Raw genomic sequence first — 19,129 nt, forward strand, 5'->3', positions numbered from 1 at the left:
TAAGGTCCCATCATGTCTGTTGTAGATCAATTGAAAAACCTGTTCTCCAAAAAGCCACCGGAGTCTGAACTGGATTCACGGCTGAGCTTGGCCATGCCGGACGCGACCCTGGACCCGGCGGTGAGTCAAGAGACGCTGCAGGACTCCCAGAATGCGCCCTTGCAGGCCGCTCAGGCGGTGGTAGACGCGCCCAAGGAAGACGTGGTGGTGGACGAGGGGGACCTGGTTTCCGTGCCGGTGTTGGGGCGTCGTACGGTGGCGCAACACCAGCGCACGCTGTTTATCTTGCTGGGTGGCGCCTTGTTGGTGCTGGCAGCGGTGGTGTTCGTGGTGCTGAGCCAGTCCAACCGTGTGGCGCAGCAGCTGGGCGCTACCGGGCAATCGCTGATGCAGTCGCAACGCTTGGCCAAGTCTGTGTCGCAGGCGGTGGTGGGCAGTGCCCAAGCCTTCCCTGACGTGTCCGAGAGCTCGGGCATTCTGGCCAAGTCTATCCGTGGGTTGCAAGCCGGCGATCAGGAAATGAGCCTGAATCCTCTGGATGAAGAATATGCACCGGAACTGGGCAAGGTGATTCCGCTGGTTGAACGCGCCGAGAAAAACGCCAAGGCGGTGATGGGTCAGCAGAAGATGTTGACGCAAATTGGCTCTGCTTTGCGCCTGATCAACCGCCAGTCCTCCGACCTGCTGGAAATCGCGGAAACCGTAGCCTCGCTCAAGCTGCAGCAGAATGCCCCAGCTGTGGAAATCTCCGCCGTCGGTCAGCTCGTGATGTTGACCCAGCGTATCGGCAAGTCCTCCAACGAATTCCTGACCGCCGAAGGTGTGAGCCCCGAGGCCGTGTTCTTGCTGGGCAAGGACCTGAACACATTCAAAGAAATCTCCGAAGCCCTGTTGTCGGGCAGTTCCGAACTGCGCCTGTCTGCGACCAAGGATGCGGCCACCCGCGAACAGCTCGAAGCGCTGATCAAGATGTACGAAGAGACCCGTGTTCAGGCGGGAGCCATTCTGGGCAACCTGCAGGGTCTGGTGTCCGCGCGTGAAGCGCAGGGCGCCATCATTGCCGATAGCGAGCCGCTGCGACGCAACCTGGAAGAACTGCAATCCAAACTGTCCGGTCAGGCAGGTATTGGTGGTGGCTCCTTTGCCGTGATGGTGGTTGCTGCGGCGTTTGCGCTGCTGTGCGCCGGTGGCCTCTCCTACGTGCAGCTGCAAGACAGTCGCAAGCGCCAGGTGGTTGCGGAAGACCAGCGTCTGGAAGCCGAGCGCCAGGAACATGAAGCCAAGCGCGTGAATGACGCCAACCAAGCCGCCATTTTGCGTTTGATGAACGAGCTGCAGACAGTGGCTGAGGGCGATCTGACGCAGGAAGCCACCGTGACCGAGGACATTACGGGCGCTATTGCCGACTCGGTGAACTACACGGTGGAAGAGTTGCGTTCCCTGGTGTCCAACGTGCAGAACACGGCGGCCCGTGTGGCCCAGACGACTGCCGATGTGGATGCCACCTCGACCGAGCTGCTGGCAGCCTCCAACGAGCAACTGCATGAGATTCGTGAAACTGGTAAGTCCGTGGTGGACATGGCCGGTCGAATCAACGAAGTGTCTGCCCAAGCGCAGGAGTCTGCTGCAGTGGCCCGCCAGTCGCTGCAAGCTGCCGAAACCGGCTTGCAAGCCGTGCAAAACGCTATCGGCGGTATGAACTCCATCCGCGACCAGATCCAGGAAACCTCCAAGCGCATCAAGCGACTGGGCGAGTCCTCGCAGGAGATCGGTGAAATTACCGAGCTGATCTCTGACATTACCGAGCAGACCAACGTGCTGGCGCTGAACGCAGCCATTCAAGCGGCGTCCGCCGGTGAAGCAGGTCGCGGCTTCTCGGTGGTGGCGGAAGAGGTGCAACGGCTGGCTGAACGCTCCGCTGATGCGACGCGCCAGATTGCGGCGCTGGTGAAAGCGATTCAGACCGATACACAGGACGCCATCGGCGCTATGGAACGTTCCACGCAGGGTGTGGTGGAAGGGGCCAAGCTGTCCGACAACGCGGGTACCGCGCTGACCGAAATTGACCGCGTGTCGCGCCGCGTGGCCGACCTGATTGAGCAGATTTCGAACTCCGCATCCCGCGAAGCTGGCTTGGCCAACGTGGTGGCTGACAACATCCAGCACATTTTTGCGGTGACCGAACAGACCGGAGAAGGTACGCGCGCCACTGCCAACCAGGTGCGTGAACTCTCGCGCATGGCCGAAGAGCTGCGTCAGTCGGTGTCGCGATTCAAGATTGCCTGATGGCGCCCATGCGCATTCACCCCGCCCTGTGAGATCCTGGAGAGCCTGAATCCATGTCATCCAACACTGCCGCTCCTGGCGACAACGAACTCGCGGTCAGCGATCTGGGCCCCTTGGCCTGGGTGTTGGATGAACTGCGCAAATCCCTGGACGGTGCCACCAAGGCCATGCGCCGCTTTGTCCGCGACGCCGAACTGGCCCGTGGCTCCGACCTCACCGAACTCGATGCCAGCCACCTGCGCATCGCGCGCCAGCAACTGCACCAAGCCGTGGGTGCGCTGGAAATGGTGGGCTTGGTCGCCCCGGCCAAGATCCTGCGCGCCATGGAAAGCCTGGCACAGAAGTTTGTGCAGCGCCCAGAGCTCTGCAGCGATGATGCGGCCAACTGCCTGGAGCGCGCCAGTTTTGCCTTGACTGAATACCTGGATGGTGTGCTCAAGGGCAAGACCGCATCCTCCGTAGCCCTTTTTCCGCAGTACCGTGCCCTGCAGGAGTTGGCAGGTGCTGACCGCATTCACCCAGCAGACCTGTGGCCACCGGAGTGGCGCTGGATTGCCGTGCCTGTCCCAAGCAATGCGCGGTCATTGACTTATGGGCCCGATGTGCGTCGGGAGCTGGATCAGGGCGTGTTGCGCTTGGTTAAGTATGCCGATGCGAATGCTGCCCGACGCCTGCAGGAGATCAGTCTGGGACTGGCTGCCAGCGCCTCGCAAATGGAGTCGCGTACTTTCTGGATGGTGTGTTCTGCCTATTTCGAGAGTGCTGCTTTGGGTTTGCTTGCGGGTGATATTTACTCCAAGCGGGCAGCCTCGCGCATCCTGCAGCAGTACGTGAGTCTTGCCAAGGGAGATCCTGCGATCTCGGAGCGGCTGGCTCAGGATCTGGTGTTCTTCTGTTCTCTGGCCATGCCTTCCTCGCCGTCTTCGGCTCCGGTGCTGCTGGCGGTGAAAGCAGCCTATGGTCTGGCGCGCAGCAAGCCGGTGGACTATGAAACCGAACAGTTCGGCCGCTTCGACCCTGCGTTGCTGGTGTTGGCCCGCAAGCGCATCGCAACTGCTGCGGAAACGTGGTCCGCGCTGGCAGGTGGTGATACCAACCGGCTGAAGGTGGCGGGTGAGCAATTTGCCGCCGTTGCGGAAACTGTTACCAAGCTGCATGCCGAAAGTGGCGACTTGGGGCGTGCGCTGTCACGCTCTATTGAAATGACCGTGCGCTCCGGTGCCGCCCCGGTGCCGGCGGTCGCGATGGAGGTGGCGACAGCCATTCTGTATCTCGAGGCTGCCTACGAAGACCTGGATCCCACCAGCAGCAGCCAGATGGCTGACCGCAGCGCGCGCTTGGCCCAGCGCCTGGAGCATGTGGGTTCGGGTGGCGAACCCGAGCCACTGGAAACCTGGATGGAAGAGCTGTACCGCCGCGTCAGCGACCGCCAGACCATGGGAAGTGTGGTGGACGAGTTGCGGACGACTTTGGGCGAAGTTGAGAAATCGCTGGATCAGTTCTTCCGTAATCCCCAGGACAAGGGTCCTTTGCGTGAAGTACCGAGTCAGTTGGCACAGATGCGTGGCGTCTTTTCTGTGCTGGGACTGGATCAGCCGTCTCTTGCTGCGCTGCGCATGCGTGCCAGTGTGGAGCAATTTTTGGTCGATGACATTGATGAGGCCAGTGCCCGCAGTGGCATATTCGAAAAAGTCGGCAACAGCTTGGGCGCGATGGGTTTTCTCATCGACATGCTCAGCTATCAGCGCTCGCTGGCCAAGACGCTGTTTGTTTACGATGAAGAGCTTGGTGAGTTCCGCCCGCTGATGGGACGTGAGCGTGCAGATATCGAGGCACAAGAGATTCCGGCGATAGCCGAAACTGCAGCAGTTCAGGAGGATCTGGACGCGTTGCATGTTGCCACGGTGGCCTTGACGGTCCCTGCGGTAGCGACTTCCGCGATTCCGGCTGCAGCGCCCGTCGCCGCAACTGATCCTGATGCGGATGACGACAGCGAGTTGCGAGACATCTTCCTCGAAGAAGCGCGTGATGTTGTTCAGAACGGCTTGGCCGCGCTGGTGGCCCTGCGCCAGGAACCCACCAATCTTGCAGACCAGACCACCCTGCGACGTGCCTTTCACACGCTCAAGGGCAGCTCACGCATGGTGGGGCTCAACGATTTTGGTGAAGCTGCGTGGGCGTTTGAGCAATTGCTCAATACCTCGCTGGCAGAGCAACGTCCGGCCAGTGAAGCGCTCATGACCGTGTCTGAGCACGCCATGCAAGCCTTTGGCCGTTGGGTGGAAGACATTGCAACCCAGGCCCAAACACCTTGGGTGGCCCAAGAGTTCCGCAAGACTGCAGACGCCCTGCGGCTCGATGGCCAGCACGTGCCCCTGTCGGTGCCCGGCGCAGCTGTGTCGAACATCGCGTCGGTGGAAGAGCTTGCGCCCGTGGCAGTGCCGGAGATGCTGGATGCACCAGTGCCTGAGGAGGTTGAAGTTGCGGAGCCCGAAGTTGTCCATGGTTTCGCCTCGACGCAGATGTTTGATGACCTCAAACCCGCGGATGCTGCGCAAGCCGTGCCAGATTTCGCCTCAACCCAGCTTTTCAATTTCGACAGTACCCAAACCCAGGATCTTGCTGCGCCTGCAGAGGTTCTTCCGGTGGCGACTGCTGCCGAAGTCAATGATCTCGATTTGGGCGATTTCGATTTTGGGGATATTCAGCACGAACAACAGGATGCCCCTGACACGGTAATCTCCGACATCGAGGAGCTGGTTGAGGAAGCTCCTGCCGTGGCGGATATGCCTGAGCCCCTGGTGGAAGCGGTTGCCCAGGCCCCCACCATGCTGATGGATTTTGGCACTGTGATTGACGAGGCTGAGATTGCTGACGCGCCGCAGGAAACCAGAGAAGATTCGAACACAGCGGATGCGGTAGCCGTAGCCGATGTGATTGAGGTTGCAGAAGCCATCGAACTCGCCGAACTCGCTGCATCGCCTGAACCCGATGATGGCGTGAAAGTGATTGGTTCGCTGCGTCTGAGTATTCCGCTCTACAACGTTTACCTGAACGAAGCTGACGAATGGTCGCGTCGTCTGCAAGTAGAGCTCAGCGAATGGGCCATGGAGCTGCCCAAGGACGTGCCGGATTCCGTGATCGCGTTGGCACACTCGCTGCTGGGTAGCTCTGCCACAGTGGGCTTTGCTGCGCTCTCCGATATGGCGCGCGCGCTGGAGCAGGCCTTGCAACATGTGCAGCTGCATCATCAGGGAACACTGGAGCAGGCCGCTGTCTTCAATGATGCGGCCGAAGACATACGCCGTTTGTTGCACCAATTCGCCGCCGGTTTCCTCAAGGAGGCCGATGCCCAGGTGCTGGATGCGTTGCAGGCCATCACCGAGACAGAGTTCCCGGCTTCCGCACTGGATGCCACTGCACTCGATACCGTGGCCGACCTGCCGCCGTTTGAAGACAGTTTGCCTACGGAGCCGCTGCCCGAGGCCATTCCTGATGCGCCTTTACATGAGCTGCATACGCCTGTGTTGGCTGCTGCAGCCCCGTTGACGATTGCCGATGCCGAAGACGATGAGATCGACGCCGAGGATCACCTCGATGAAGACCTGCTGCCGATCTTTGAAGAAGAGGCGGCCGAACTCATGCCCCAGCTTGGCACGGCCTTGCGTCAGTGGGTGGCCTACCCTGACAACTTGGGTGCGCGGAACGAAGTGCTGCGCTTGCTGCACACTTTGAAGGGCAGCGCGCGCCTCGCCGGTGCCATGCGCCTCGGCGAAATGGCTCACCGCATGGAGTCGTCTATCGAGCAAATCGGCACCGAGGCGCTGCAGGCCGTGCAGCTCGAGCCCCTGCTGACACGATTCGACTCTTTGCAGAACGTGTTCGCCAACCTGGGCAAGACCCCGGTGGATGAGCCCGAAGCGGCACCGGCCCCCGTCCAGGCAGTGGCGCAAGCATCTGCGCCTGCGACAGCTGGAGCCGGAATCCCGGCTGCGGCCCAGCCCCTGACCATTCGTCCCGTGGTACATGCGCCGCTGGCGCCCATGCCGCGCAGCGCCGGCAACCAATCGGTGCGCGTGCGTTCGCAGTTGCTGGATCGCTTGGTCAACCAGGCCGGCGAAGTCATGATCACACGCTCGCGCATGGATGCGCGTCTGAACCAACTGCGCTCCTCGCTGGGCGAGCTTGGTGGCAACCTGGACCGCCTGCGCCAGCAGCTGCGCGACGTGGAGCTTCAGGCTGAATCGCAAATGCAGTCGCGTCTGGCCCAGACCAAAGACTCGGCTCAGGCTTTCGATCCGCTGGAATTCGACCGCTTCACGCGTGTGCAGGAACTCACCCGCATGATGGCCGAGTCGGTGAACGACGTAGCCACGGTGCAGCGCAATCTGCAGCGTTCGGTGGAAGGTACGGAAGACGATCTCATTGCACAGGGCCGTCAAGCCCGTGAGCTGCAACGTGATTTGCTGCGTACGCGTATGGTGGAGTTTGAAGGCATATCCGATCGTCTCTATGGCGTGGTGCGCCAGGCTGCCAAGGATGCAGGAAAACAGGTCAAACTCGACATTACCGGCGGCTCCATCGAAATGGACCGCGGCGTGCTGGACCGGATGGCGCCCGCTTTTGAACATTTGCTGCGCAATGCCGTGGCCCATGGCATCGAATCGGCCGAGGCACGCACCGCAGCCGGTAAACCGGCAGCTGGCAACATCACCATCCATGTTCTGCAGGAAAGCAATGACGTTTCCGTCTCGTTCAGTGACGACGGTGGCGGCCTGCATCTGGATCGCATTCGGGCCAAGGCGGTAGCCAACGGCGTGATTGCGGCCGACGCCGAGATCAGCGACGCCGACGTCGCCAACCTCATATTCATGCCGGGTTTCTCCACGGCCGAGCAGGTCACAGAGCTGGCTGGCCGCGGTATCGGCATGGACGTGGTGCGCTCCGAGGTGAACGCCTTGGGTGGCCGCATTGAAACGCAGAGCGCGCTGGGCGAAGGCACCGCCTTCAAGCTGGTGCTGCCTCTGACCACGGCCGTGACGCAGGTGGTGATTCTGCGCATGGGCGAGTTCACCATTGGTGTGCCCGCCAACATCATGGAAACCGTGTTGCGCGTTCCGGCTGCCCAGGTGGAGCAAGCCTATGCCGACCAGTCCTTCGACATGGGTGGCCAGCAACTGCCCTTCTTCTGGGCCGGTGCGCTGTTGCAGGTGTCTGCGCGCAGCAGCGAACCACACAGCAAGACCCTGCCTGTAGCGGTGTTCCGCAGTGCGGGCCAGCGCATGGCCCTGCATGTGGACGAAGTGCTGGGCAACCGCGAAGTGGTGGTGAAGAATCTGGGGCCGCAACTCGCGCGTTTACCGGGTCTGGCTGGCATGTCCGTGTTGGCCTCTGGTGCTGTGGTGCTGATCTACAACCCGGTCGCGCTGGCCTCCGTGTACGGCGACTTGGCGCGTTCGCTGGGTGCCTCCAAGGTCGAAATCACCGAGACCGCTGCGCCGCAGCCGGTCGTCGATACCGCCAACCTGCTGCCCCTGGTACTGGTGGTGGATGACTCCATCACCGTGCGCCGCGTGACCCAGCGTTTGCTCAAGCGCGAGGGCTACCGTGTGGCCCTGGCCAACGACGGCCTGCAGGCGCTGGAGCGCCTGCAGGAAGAGGTACCGGCAGTCATCCTGTCCGACATCGAGATGCCGCGCATGGACGGTTTCGACTTGGCGCGCAACATTCGTGCGGATGCCCGTACCCGCGAGGTGCCCATCATCATGATCACCTCGCGCATTGCGGAGAAGCACCGCGAGCACGCGCGGGAGCTGGGTGTGGACCACTACCTGGGCAAGCCCTACTCAGAAGACGAATTGCTGGGTCTGGTGCGCAACTACTGTGGCAACACGGTAGAGGCCTGACCCCCCTTCTTGACTACCCCGTAGCGCAGCAGCGTGCGGGCGCGAGCCTGTGCGTGGTCTACTACGGGCAAGGGGTAGTTCTGCCCCAGCACCACGCCGGCCCCCGCCAGCTCCATGGGCTTGGCCAGCCAGGGGGCATGAATCGCCTTGGGGCCTAGGTCGGCGAGCTGGGGCAGGTAGCGGCGAATGAATTTGCCATCCGCATCAAACTTCTCGCTCTGGCTGATTGGGTTGAAGATGCGGAAGTAGGGTTGGGCATCGCAGCCACTGGAGCTCACCCACTGCCAGCCGCCGTTGTTGGCGGCCAGATCAAAGTCGTTGAGCGTTAGCGCAAAGTAGCGTTCGCCCCAACGCCAATCCAGCCCCAGGTGCTTGACCAGAAAGCTGCCCGCTACCATGCGCAGTCGGTTGTGCATGTAGCCGCTCTCGTTGAGCTGGGCCATGGCCGCGTCCACAATGGGATAGCCGGTGCGTCCCTCGCACCATGCCGCATACAGCTCTTCTGCTTGCGGACCGTGTTCCCAGGCAATCTGGTCGTACTCGGGTTTGAAGGCCGATTTCACCACCTGCGGATAGTTGGCCAGGATTTGCACGTAGAACTCGCGCCAGACCAGTTCGCTCAGCCAAGTGCTTGCGCCCGCGTCGCCCTCCAGATGCCTTGCATAGGCCAAGCCCACGAGCTGGCGGATCGAGACGGTGCCAAAGCGCAGGTGTACGCTGAGGTAGCTGGGACCTTTGACAGAGGGGTAGTTGCGGCTGTCGGCATAGCGGTCCATGCGTGCTACAAAGTCCGCCAGCAGGCTCTGGGCTCCTGCCTCTCCCGTGGGAATGCGCAGGGCCTGCAGATTGCTGGCTACAAAGCCGATGTCCGCCAGGCTGGGTACGGGGCGGTCATGCGGGGCCGGCCGCGCAGCCAAACGTTCACCGTGGGTCGGCATCTGCTCGCGCACCGGCTGCAGCAGAAGGCGTGCCAGCCAGGCACGCAGATAAGGGGTGAACACGCCATAGGGTTTGGCGCTCTGGGTCAGGACCTCGCGCTCCTCGAATACCACATGGTCCTTGAGCAGGTGCAGCGCCGTGCCGCCGGCCTGTAATTGCTGGCGCACCGCATCGTCGCGCGCGCGGGCCTGGGGCTCGTAGTCGCGCCCTGCAAACACGGCTTGCACGCCCAGTGTTCGGGCCAGCGCGGGGATCTCCTGGGTGGCGGACCCTTGCAGCACGATGAGTCCTGCGCCGGGCTGGCCGCCCAATGCGCGCAACTGCGCGTCCAGTTCGACCAAGGACTCGCGGATGAACTCCACGCGCCGGTCCTGGCGCGGCAGGGGGGCGAGGATGTCGGTGTCGAAGACAAAGACGCAATAGACGCGCTCGCATTGCTGCAAGGCGGTGCAGAGTGCCGTGTTGTCGTGGGTGCGCAGGTCGCGCCGGAACCAGACCAGCCCGGAGGCGTAGGGAGTTTGCATGTCAACCGTTAAAATCAAACCATGTCCGGCGATTCTGCACCCATCAATCTCACCAACCACTTCTTGATCGCAATGCCCGGACTGGAGGATGCGATTTTTTCCAAAAGTGTGGTCTATGTCTGCGAGCACAGCAGCAAGGGTGCGCTGGGCCTTGTCATCAACAAGCCCGCCGAGATGGGTCTCAAGGACCTGTTTGACAAGATAGACCTGCCCATGGAGCGTGACGACCTGCGCGGCAGCCGCGTGTTCCAGGGCGGGCCGGTGCAAACGGAGCGCGGGTTTGTGTTGCACGAAGGCACCGAAGTGCCAGACAGCCAGGACGACCAGCAGGCGCTGTATGCATCTACCATGACCATCCCGGGTGGGCTGGAAATGACTACCTCCAAGGACGTCTTGGAAGCGATTGCCAGCGGCTCCGGGCCGCGCAAGGTGCTGGTCACCTTGGGTTATTCCGCCTGGGCCGGTGGCCAGCTTGAAACCGAGCTCGGCGAAAACAGCTGGATCACCGTGGGCGCAGATCCCGCCATCATTTTCGATACACCGGTGGACCTGCGTTATGAAAAGGCACTGGCCCTGCTGGGCCTGCAGTCCTGGATGATCTCCAGCCAGGCGGGGCACGCATGAGCACAGCGGCCACTGTTGTGCCCGCACACCTGACGACGTTCATTGCTTTTGATTTTGGCCTGAAGCGCACGGGCGTGGCGGTAGGCAACCGCTTGCTGCAGACGGCGCAGCCGCAAGGCTCCATCCATGCAGAAGGAGCTGCGCGTTTCGACGGTGTGGCCGCCAAGCTCAAGGAATGGCAACCCGATGCCATCGTCATTGGCGTGCCTTACCACCCCGATGGGGCCGCGCACGAGAACACGGCCCGCGCCAAGAAGTTTGGACGACAGTTGAACGGCCGCTTTGGCCTGCCAGTCTTTGAAGTGGATGAGCGCTACAGCACGACCGAGGCGATCAGCAGTGGAGCGAAGGATGCTGACGCAGCTTCGGCCTGCATCATCCTGGAACAGTTTTTGAGGAGTTTGACGTGAGTACTTTGGCTTTGGATGCGGAGGCGCTGTACCGCGAACTCTTGCGCGGCGTGCAGCAGCTTTGCGATGCGGATACCCGTCTGGTGGGCATTACCTCCGGTGGTGCATGGCTGGCCGAACGCTTGCAGGCGGACCTGAAACTGTCCGGCAAGGCCGGCGCCATTTCGTCGGCCATGCACCGCGACGACTTTGCCCAACGCGGCCTGTCCTCGGGCGGTCAGACCCAGTTGCCCTTCGATGTGAACGGCGCCCACATCCTGCTGCTCGATGACGTGCTCTACACGGGGCGCACGCTGCGCGCGGTGATCAACGAGCTGTTTGACTACGGCCGCCCGGCGTCTGTGCGCCTGGCCGTGTTGGTGGACCGCGGTGGCCGCCAACTGCCCATACAGCCCGACTTTGCGGCAGCGCGTGTGAGCGTGGCGGCCAACCAGTCGCTCGCGCTGGCGCGCAATGATGCTGGCAAATTCACCTTTGACGTTCAGGAGGCCTGACGCATGCTCTACAAACGCAATCCCCAACTTAACAAACATGGTGAGCTGGTGCACCTGCTGTCGGTCGAAGGCCTGCCCAAAAGCATCCTGACCCACATCCTGGACACCGCCTCCAACTTCGTCTCCATCAATGACCGCGAAGTGAAGAAGGTGCCGCTGCTGCGCGGCAAAAGCGTGTTCAACCTGTTCTTCGAGAACAGTACGCGCACCCGCACCACTTTCGAAATCGCGGCCACGCGCCTTTCTGCCGACGTCATCAACCTCGACATTGCGCGCTCCAGTGCCAGCAAGGGCGAGTCGCTACTGGACACCATTGCCAACCTCAGCGCCATGGCCGCCGACATGTTCGTGGTGCGTCACAGCGAGTCGGGCGCGCCCTACCTGATTGCCCAGCATGTGGCGCCCCATGTGCACGTGATCAATGCAGGCGATGGTCGCCACGCCCACCCCACGCAGGGGCTGCTGGACATGTACACCATCCGGCACTACAAAAAAGATTTTTCCAACCTCACGGTGGCCATCGTGGGCGATGTGCTGCACTCGCGTGTGGCCCGTTCTGACATTCACGCACTGACCACGTTGGGCGCGGCTGAGGTGCGCGTGGTGGGCCCAAAAACCCTGGTGCCCTCCGATCTGGCTGGCATGGGTGTGCGCGTCTGTCACACGCTGGAAGAAGGCATCAAGGACTGCGACGTGGTCATCATGCTGCGCCTGCAGAACGAGCGCATGAGTGGTGCGCTGCTGCCGTCCACCCAGGAATATTTCAAGAGCTTTGGCCTCACGCCGGAGAAGCTGCAACTGGCCAAGCCCGACGCCATCGTCATGCACCCTGGTCCCATCAACCGTGGCGTGGAGATCGATTCCGCCGTGGTGGACGGACCGCAAAGCGTCATCCTGCCGCAGGTGACCTTCGGCATTGCCGTGCGCATGGCGGTGATGAGCATTGTGGCGGGCAACGACGCCGACCCGCGCTGAGAGAGGACATGATGATGAAATTGTTGATTCAAGGCGGCCGCGTGCTCGACCCCGCTAGTGGTACGGACCGTGTGGCGGATGTGGCAATTGCCGATGGCCGCATCCTCGCGATTGGCGAAGTACCTGCGGGCTTCACTCCCGAACACACCGTAGCTGCGCAAGGTCTGGTGGTGGCTCCCGGCCTGGTCGATCTGTGTGCGCGTTTGCGAGAGTCCGGCCACCCCCGGCCCGGCCAGCTCAGCAGCGAGCGCGCTGCCGCAGTTGCTGGTGGCGTGACCACGCTGGTTTGCCCGCCCGACACTTCTCCCGTGCTGGACGAAGCCGGCTTGGTGGAAATGCTGCACTATCGCACCCAGATCCAGGGCGGGTCGCGCGTGCTGCCGCTGGGCGCGCTCACGCGTGCGCTGGCAGGCGAGGTGCTCTCGCCCTTGCAGCAGCTGGCCGATGCCGGCTGCGTGGGCTTCGGCCAGGCCGAGGTGCCGCTGGTCAATACGCAGGTGACCCAGCGCGCCCTGCAGTACGCCAGCAGCTTTGGCTACAGTGTGTGGCTGCGCCCGCAGGAATACCACCTGGGCAAGGGCGTGGCGGCCAGCGGCCCCCTAGCGACGCGCATGGGGCTGGCGGGCGTGCCCGTGGCGGCCGAGACGATTGCGCTGCACACGATCTTCGAGCTGGTGCGCTCCACCCAGGCGCGCGTGCACCTGTGTCGCATCAGCAGTGCCGCAGGCGTGGCTCTGGTGCGCCAGGCCAAGGCCGAAGGCCTGCCCGTTACCTGCGACGTGAGCATCAACTCCCTGCACCTCAGTGATGTGGACATGGGCTACTTCGACAGCCGCATGCGCCTGAACCCGCCGCTGCGTCAGCAGCGCGACCGCGATGCCCTGCGCGCTGGCCTGGCCGACGGCACCATCGACGCGCTGGTATCGGACCACACGCCCGTGGATGAAGACGGCAAGACCCTGCCGTTTGCCGAAGCCGAGCCGGGCGCGACCGGGCTGGAGCTGTTGCTGAGTCTGGCGCTCAAGTGGGCGCAGGACAGCGGGCTAGGCCTGGACCGTGCGCTGGCCGTGGTCAGCAGTCAGGCTGCGCAGGTGCTGGGCCAGGCGCCCGGTGCCCTGGCAGGCGGCTTGGGCCGGCTGGCCGTGGGCGGCGTGGCCGATGTCTGCGTGTTCGATCCCCAAGCCCATTGGGTGGTCGAGCCCGCCGCGCTGCGCAGCCAGGGGCTGCACACGCCCTTCGGTGGCTACGAGCTGCCTGGCCGGGTGCGCACCACCGTGGTGGCGGGTCAAGTCGCCTTCTCGGCCTGAGCATGCAGCGCATTCGGGCCTGCTGGCGTCTCCTGCGCGTTTTCTGCCACGTGATGGCAGGTTTCCTGCGCATCCGCTTTGTGTTTCCGCGTCTGCCGCAGGCAGAGCGTGATGCACAAGTTCAGGCCTGGGCCCGCGAAATGCTTGCGCGACTAGCTATCAAATTGGTAGTGCATGGTCATCCGCCAGCCCATGGACCGGTGCTGCTGGTGGCCAACCACATCTCTTGGCTGGACATCGTGGTCATGCACGCCGGGCGGCATTGCCGTTTCATCTCCAAGGCGTCCGTGCAGCACTGGCCCCTGGTCGGTACGCTGGCCAATGGTGCGGGCACGCTCTACATCGAGCGTGAATCCCGGCGCGACGCCATGCGCGTGGTGCACCATATGGCCGAACGCCTGGCGGCGGACGATGTGCTGGCGGTATTCCCCGAAGGAACCACGGGCGACGGTAGCACCGTGCGCCCCTTCCACGCCAATATGCTGCAGGCCGCCATTGCGGCCAACGCCCCGGTCATGCCGGTGGGGCTGGAGTTTGTGGACGGTGCCACCGGCCAGCGCAGCTTTGCACCCTGCTATATCGGTGACGACAGCCTGATGGACTCGCTCTGGCGCACGCTCAAGACTGACCACTTGCAGGCCGTGGTGCGCTTTGGTACCGCGCAATTGCCCGAGGGCCGGGACCGCCGCACCTGGGCGACCGACCTGCACGACGCCGTGGTGCAGCTGCGCAGCGGCCAGTAGGGCTGGTCTCTACCTAGCCAGTCCGCGCAAAGGTGACCACGTGGTCCACCTGGGGGCGGATGCCAATCCACTCGCCCAGGCGGTGGTCGTGGTGGCTGGGCACGTGGGCCATCACGGTGAGCCCGCTCTCCAGCCTTAGCGTGTAGAGAAACTCCGAGCCCCGGAAGGCCTTGCGCACAATCTCTGCCTTCACCGGCGCATCGTCGTCGTGCACGATGTCGTCGGCCCGCAGCAGCACATCACACTCGCCCTGCGGATAAGCACTGGGTAGGGGGCATTCATTGACATCCTGCAGCAGGCCCAACGGCGTGTGCACAACGGGTACGCCACCTTCCAAGGCAAGCGTGGCGGGCGCAAACACGCCGTGGCCGATGAAGTCCGCCACAAATCGCGTGGCCGGGCGGTGGTAGAGCGTGTAGGCATCGTCCCACTGGTGCAGCGTGCCCTCGTGCATCACGCCAATCATGTCGCCGATGGCAAAGGCCTCCAACTGGTCGTGCGTCACAAAAAGGGCGGTGGCACCAGCGGTTTTGAGGATGCCACGCACCTCGTGCGCCAGCCGCTCGCGCAAATCCACGTCGAGGTTGGAAAACGGTTCATCCAGCAACAGCAGCTGTGGTCGTGGCGCCAGCGCGCGCGCCAGTGCCACGCGCTGCTGCTGCCCGCCGGATAGCTCGTGCGGGTAGCGCCGCTCCTGCCCGGCCAGACCCACCCACTCCAACACCTCAGCGATGCGCCGCTGCCGTTCAGCCGCGGGTAGCTGATGGATGCCAAAACCCACATTGCGGCTCACGTCGAGGTGGGGGAAGAGGGCGTAGTCCTGGAACACCATGCCAATGCGGCGCTGCTCCGCAGGCACCTGGGCTTTTGACGAGCTGACCACGGCGTCGCCCAGTCCAATCTCGCCGCCGCTGGCTGGTTCCAGTCCGGCCACGGCGCGCAGCAGCGTGGTCTTGCCGCAGCCCGAAGGGCCAATCAGCACGCCGATGTCGCCCGCCCGCAGGCCCAGCGACACATCCTGCACAGTGGCCTGCGCGCGGCCGGGGTAATGCACCTGGAGGTGGGAGACGTTCAAAAACATGGGGGCAAATTGTAGGTATCTACAATTTGCCCACACTTTTCGATAGCCCTGCCCGCGAGCCCGCCGCCCATGCCGTTTCTGCGCCTCGCGCGTGTTCCCCTTGTCCTGTTTCTGGTGGCCCTGTTGCTGCTCCTGATGCTGCCGCTGGCGGCGGTCTTGGGCGTCTGGATGCCCTGGGGCACCTCGGGCGCAGAGTCTTGGCGCCTCGTGCAGGAAATGGCTGGCGCCGTGTTGCCGGAGTATGTGGGCACCACGGTACAGCTCGCGCTGCTGGTGGGCTTGGGCGTGGTGCTGGTTGGGTTGGGCACTGCAGCGGCGGTGACGCTGTTCGACTTTCCCGGGCGCCGTGTCTTCGAGTGGGCGCTGTTGCTGCCGCTAGCCATGCCGGCCTACGTGGTGGCCTATGCCTATACCGATTTCCTGCAGTTTAGCGGCCCACTCCAAGCCGGCCTGCGCGCCGGCTTCGGATTGCAGGGGCGGGTGTTCCCCGAGGTGCGCAGCGTCTGGGGCGCGGCCTGGGTGTTTACCTTTGTGCTGTATCCCTATGTGTACCTGCTGGCGCGCAGTGCACTGACTGAGCGCGCGGCGCACTTGATGGAGGCGGCCCGCCTGATGGGTGCGAGTCTGGCGCGGCGCATGTTGCTGGTCGCGCTGCCACTGGCACGCCCGGCCGTGGCTGCCGGTGTGGCGCTGGCGCTCATGGAGGTGTTGGCGGACTTTGGCGTCGTCAGCTACTTCGGCATCCAGACCTTTACCGCCGGCATCTACAAGGCCTGGCTGGCCATGGACAACCGCATTGCCGCAGCCCAGTTGGCCACGATGCTACTGGCGCTGGTGGCCCTGCTGCTGTGGCTGGAGCAGCGGGCCCAGGCGCGCATGCGCTTTGCCGCAGGCAACGGTGCACGTGCCCATGCCAGCGACGCGCAGCCTGTGCGTTTGCTTGGGCACCATGCGGTCTGGGCCTGGCTGGTGTGCGCGTTGCCCATCCTCATGGGCTTTGTGTTGCCCGTGCTTTTCATGCTGCGCCCCCTGTGGGTTGAGCAGAATGAGCTGCCCTGGCAACGCTTTGGCGAGTGGGCGCTCAACAGCGTGCGCCTGGCCGGCATCACCAGCGTGCTGGCCGTGGCCATTGCGCTGGCGCTGGCCTTTGGTGCACGCCGCAGCAGCCATTGGGCACCGCGTGTGGCCGCCCAACTGGCGGGCTTGGGCTATGCCATTCCCGGCGCGGTGGTGGTGGTGGGCCTGCTGTTGCCGGTGGGCTGGGTGCAGGCCTGGCAACCGGAGTGGAAGGTGGGCTACTTCGTCACCGCCACTGCCTTCGGGCTTGTCTGGGCTTACCTCGTGCGCTTCTGCGCCGTGGCCCTTCAGTCGCTGCAAAGCGGCTACGCCCGCATTCCCCGCAACATGGATGACGCGGCCCGCATGCTGGGTACGGGCGACGCAGGCATCCTAACCCGTGTGCACTGGCCGCTACTGCGCCGCTCCACGGCGGCCGCAGCCCTGCTGGTATTTGTGGACGTGATGAAGGAACTACCGGCCACGCTGGTGCTACGCCCCTTCAACAGCGACACCCTGGCCGTGGTGGCCTACCAGCTCGCCCGCGACGAGCGACTGGGCGAAGCGGCCGTGCCCAGTCTGGCTTTGGTGCTGGTGGGGCTGGTGCCGGTGGTGATGCTGAGCAGGACGCTGCGCAGCAAGGGTTAAGAGAGAAATCAGGCTCTGGCCCCTGTCAAATATGCGCAAGCAGCTATGGATTCAGTAGCAAAAAAAAGTCTCGGCAAAGAGAGCTGATCATCTTGTGGCCCAGAAAATATCGGCCTGACCGACGAGACCAAGGCCTCGACTGGCCGATGCAGTGCGGAGGCTGCAGGGGCAGCAAATAGGTGAGCGCGGTGATCGTGTCATCATCGGCCATGAACCTCCGTTTTGTGGAAGCTTTTTACTGGGTCGCTTCGCTCAAGAGTATTTCGCGCGCAGCCGACAAACTGTTCCTGACGCAATCGGCCATGTCCAGTCGCATTGCAACCCTCGAAGAGGAATTGGGCGTCCTGCTACTGGACAGGCGCGACAAGCAGTTCAAGCTGACCACGGCCGGCGTGCGCTTTCTGGTCTATGCCCAGAAGTTGCTGGAGCTGCAACGCGAGGTGAAGACCGAAATGGGCTCGGATGCCCCCATGGCCGTCTCCATGCGCATCGGGGCGATTGAATCGGTGTTGCATTCCTGGCTGATCCCTTGGCTGGAGAAGCTCCGTCGCGACCAGCCGGGCCTGGAGCTGGACCTGACGGTGGAGACCACGCCCATCCTGATGGACCACATTCGTCACGGCGCGCTGGACCTGGTGTTTGCGGCGATGCCCGCGTCGGCAGATGGGGTTCGGAACCGTGCGCTTCCTGCAATGGAAATGGCATTTGTGGGCAACCCTGTGTTGCATAAAAAGCGAAAGTACGGGCTGGATGAGTTGGCCGAAATGGAGTTGCTGACATTCCAGAAAGGATCGCAGCCCCACGTCACGCTGCTGGATTTGTTTCGTCAGCACAAGCTGGAGCCCAAAAGGGTGCATGCCATCTCATCAATTTCCGCCATGGTGCAGCTGGTGCAAGGGGGCTTTGGCGTAGCTCTGCTGCCGACTGTTGCCGTTCAACGTTTGACCGGCTTTGCCAGCCTGAAACTGTTGAGTTGCGATGCCAAATTACAGGCACTTCCCATACACGCCAGTTACCGAACAGACCCCACGTCGCAGGCGGTAGAGACAGTCGTCAAGTCTGCAATGGCCTTTGTGGATGGTGCTATGCACGCACCAAAAAAGGGAGCAAAAATGCACTCAAAGGGTAAACCCTGAAATCGAAAAAATCGATGCCAGTAGCGAAATATTTTTAATTTGTGAAACACAGTTCACGCTTACACAATCCGCCCATCGTCATTCAATTGACATGTGAAACAAGGATTTCAAGTGAGCACTGTGTCGCAATCCATTGCCTCTGTTTTCAGCGCTGAAGAGGCCAAGCACGCGCAGTCTGTGCGTGCTCGCATTCGCAGCGGTGAATGGCACTCGCATACCAGCGGCCTTGCGAGCGACCATGTGCAGGGCAATGTGGTCATCCTGCCGGAGGCCCTGGCTACCGATTTCTTGCGCTACTGCCAACGCAATCCCAAACCCTGCCCGCTGTTGGCTGTCTCTGAGCCCGGAAATCCTTTGCTGCCCAGCTTGGGAGCAGACGTCAATATCTGCACAGACCTGCCGCGTTACCGCGTGTGGCACAACGGCTATGTAGCCGACGAGCCGACGGACATATCCCGGTTGTGGCGAGACGATCTGGTGACCTTCGTGCTGGGGTGCTCCTTCTCTTTCGAGCACGCCTTGCTGGAAGCCGGGTTGACTTTGCGCCACGTGCAGCAGGGACGCAATGTGGCCATGTACCGCACCAACATCCAGACAGAGCCGGCCGGTGTCTTCAGTGGCCCGATGGTTGTATCCATGCGCCCCATGAAAGCAGCGGCGGCCATCCGCGCCGTGCAAGTGACCTCGCGCTTCCCGAACGTGCATGGCGCGCCCGTGCACCTGGGAGATCCCTGGCTGATCGGCATACGCGATCTGGCAACTCCCGATTACGGGGATGCGGTTGAGGTGAAGAGCGACGAGATCCCTGTTTTCTGGGCCTGCGGCGTCACCCCCCAAGCTGCCTTGACGCAGGCGCGGCCCGAATTCTGCATCACCCATGCACCAGGCGCGATGTTGATCTCCGATCTGCTGAACCAGCAGTTGGCGTCGTTTTGAATTCCAGGGATGAGCAGTTCAATAAATCCAGAGCATCTGATAGGTCCCATTTTTTTGAAACAAG

13 protein-coding genes are annotated in these 19,129 nt (G+C 62.7%); 11 read left to right on the plus strand and 2 right to left on the minus strand.

Going from position 1 to position 19,129, the window contains the following annotated elements:
• Positions 1 to 12: 12 nt before the first annotated feature.
• Together AC1RNN_RS11790 and AC1RNN_RS11795 are read left to right on the plus strand one after the other, a co-directional pair.
• Positions 13 to 2,286 carry a methyl-accepting chemotaxis protein gene (locus AC1RNN_RS11790; protein WP_493089137.1) on the plus strand — a complete coding sequence of 758 codons (2,274 nt, stop codon included), beginning with the start codon at positions 13 to 15 and terminating at the stop codon, positions 2,284 to 2,286.
• 53 nt (positions 2,287 to 2,339) lie between these two features.
• Positions 2,340 to 8,192: a hybrid sensor histidine kinase/response regulator gene (locus AC1RNN_RS11795; RefSeq protein ID WP_493089135.1), complete on the plus strand. Its 5,853-nt coding sequence runs from the start codon at positions 2,340 to 2,342 to the stop codon at positions 8,190 to 8,192.
• Here the strand turns inward: AC1RNN_RS11795 and AC1RNN_RS11800 are convergent.
• The gene (locus AC1RNN_RS11800; RefSeq protein WP_493089133.1) at positions 8,165 to 9,655 is read right to left on the minus strand and encodes a cryptochrome/photolyase family protein; all 1,491 of its coding nucleotides are present in this window, start codon (positions 9,653 to 9,655) and stop codon (positions 8,165 to 8,167) included. The genes AC1RNN_RS11795 and AC1RNN_RS11800 overlap by 28 nt on opposite strands.
• Before the next feature lie 21 nt (positions 9,656 to 9,676).
• Here AC1RNN_RS11800 and AC1RNN_RS11805 point away from each other — a divergent pair, with 21 nt between their 5' ends.
• Genes AC1RNN_RS11805 through AC1RNN_RS11830 form a run of 6 tightly spaced genes read left to right on the plus strand, consistent with a single transcriptional unit; the run spans position 9,677 to position 14,208 of the window.
• Positions 9,677 to 10,279, plus strand: coding sequence for a YqgE/AlgH family protein (locus AC1RNN_RS11805; protein ID WP_493089132.1), 603 nt, complete (start codon positions 9,677 to 9,679; stop codon positions 10,277 to 10,279).
• On the plus strand, positions 10,276 to 10,689 hold the full coding sequence (gene ruvX / locus AC1RNN_RS11810) for a Holliday junction resolvase RuvX (RefSeq protein ID WP_493089130.1): 414 nt from the start codon (positions 10,276 to 10,278) through the stop codon (positions 10,687 to 10,689). Before AC1RNN_RS11805 ends, ruvX begins: the two co-directional genes overlap by 4 nt.
• Positions 10,686 to 11,183: a bifunctional pyr operon transcriptional regulator/uracil phosphoribosyltransferase PyrR gene (gene pyrR, locus AC1RNN_RS11815; RefSeq protein WP_493089129.1), complete on the plus strand. Its 498-nt coding sequence runs from the start codon at positions 10,686 to 10,688 to the stop codon at positions 11,181 to 11,183. The genes ruvX and pyrR overlap by 4 nt, the downstream gene beginning before the upstream one ends.
• 3 nt (positions 11,184 to 11,186) lie before the next feature.
• Entirely contained in the window at positions 11,187 to 12,158 is a 972-nt protein-coding gene (locus AC1RNN_RS11820; protein WP_493089127.1) for an aspartate carbamoyltransferase catalytic subunit, read from the plus strand.
• 14 nt (positions 12,159 to 12,172) lie between these two features.
• Positions 12,173 to 13,465, plus strand: coding sequence for a dihydroorotase (locus AC1RNN_RS11825; RefSeq protein ID WP_493089125.1), 1,293 nt, complete (start codon positions 12,173 to 12,175; stop codon positions 13,463 to 13,465).
• A gap of 2 nt (positions 13,466 to 13,467) precedes the next feature.
• Positions 13,468 to 14,208 (plus strand): lysophospholipid acyltransferase family protein, encoded by a 741-nt coding sequence (locus AC1RNN_RS11830; protein WP_493089123.1) that lies wholly within the window; start codon positions 13,468 to 13,470, stop codon positions 14,206 to 14,208.
• A 13-nt stretch (positions 14,209 to 14,221) separates the two neighbouring features.
• Here the strand turns inward: AC1RNN_RS11830 and AC1RNN_RS11835 are convergent, their stop codons facing one another.
• Positions 14,222 to 15,289 carry an ABC transporter ATP-binding protein gene (locus AC1RNN_RS11835; protein WP_493089121.1) on the minus strand — a complete coding sequence of 356 codons (1,068 nt, stop codon included), beginning with the start codon at positions 15,287 to 15,289 and terminating at the stop codon, positions 14,222 to 14,224.
• Positions 15,290 to 15,358: 69 nt separating this feature from the next.
• Between AC1RNN_RS11835 and AC1RNN_RS11840 the strand changes: the two genes are divergently transcribed.
• From AC1RNN_RS11840 to AC1RNN_RS11850, 3 genes are all read left to right on the plus strand, one after another.
• Positions 15,359 to 16,993, plus strand: coding sequence for an ABC transporter permease (locus AC1RNN_RS11840; RefSeq protein WP_493089119.1), 1,635 nt, complete (start codon positions 15,359 to 15,361; stop codon positions 16,991 to 16,993).
• Positions 16,994 to 17,202: 209 nt separating this feature from the next.
• A complete protein-coding gene (locus tag AC1RNN_RS11845) occupies positions 17,203 to 18,129 on the plus strand; it encodes a LysR family transcriptional regulator (RefSeq protein WP_493089117.1) in 927 nt (308 codons plus the stop codon).
• 120 nt (positions 18,130 to 18,249) lie between these two features.
• A complete protein-coding gene (locus tag AC1RNN_RS11850) occupies positions 18,250 to 19,065 on the plus strand; it encodes a putative hydro-lyase (RefSeq protein ID WP_493137414.1) in 816 nt (271 codons plus the stop codon).
• Positions 19,066 to 19,129 lie beyond the last annotated feature (64 nt).

It is taken from the genome of Rhodoferax sp. GW822-FHT02D07, from assembly GCF_058802405.1.

Excerpts from the sequence above, each read along its gene's own strand:
- AC1RNN_RS11840 (WP_493089119.1), top strand. The coding sequence starts at position 15,359 with ATGCCGTTTCTGCGCCTCGCGCGTGTTCCCCTTGTCCTGTTTCTGGTG.
- AC1RNN_RS11835 (WP_493089121.1), bottom strand. The coding sequence starts at position 15,289 with ATGTTTTTGAACGTCTCCCACCTCCAGGTGCATTACCCCGGCCGCGCG.
- AC1RNN_RS11795 (WP_493089135.1), top strand. The coding sequence starts at position 2,340 with ATGTCATCCAACACTGCCGCTCCTGGCGACAACGAACTCGCGGTCAGC.
- AC1RNN_RS11845 (WP_493089117.1), top strand. The coding sequence starts at position 17,203 with ATGAACCTCCGTTTTGTGGAAGCTTTTTACTGGGTCGCTTCGCTCAAG.
- AC1RNN_RS11825 (WP_493089125.1), top strand. The coding sequence starts at position 12,173 with ATGAAATTGTTGATTCAAGGCGGCCGCGTGCTCGACCCCGCTAGTGGT.
- AC1RNN_RS11800 (WP_493089133.1), bottom strand. The coding sequence starts at position 9,655 with ATGCAAACTCCCTACGCCTCCGGGCTGGTCTGGTTCCGGCGCGACCTG.
- AC1RNN_RS11805 (WP_493089132.1), top strand. The coding sequence starts at position 9,677 with ATGTCCGGCGATTCTGCACCCATCAATCTCACCAACCACTTCTTGATC.
- ruvX (WP_493089130.1), top strand. The coding sequence starts at position 10,276 with ATGAGCACAGCGGCCACTGTTGTGCCCGCACACCTGACGACGTTCATT.
- AC1RNN_RS11820 (WP_493089127.1), top strand. The coding sequence starts at position 11,187 with ATGCTCTACAAACGCAATCCCCAACTTAACAAACATGGTGAGCTGGTG.
- AC1RNN_RS11790 (WP_493089137.1), top strand. The coding sequence starts at position 13 with ATGTCTGTTGTAGATCAATTGAAAAACCTGTTCTCCAAAAAGCCACCG.
- AC1RNN_RS11830 (WP_493089123.1), top strand. The coding sequence starts at position 13,468 with ATGCAGCGCATTCGGGCCTGCTGGCGTCTCCTGCGCGTTTTCTGCCAC.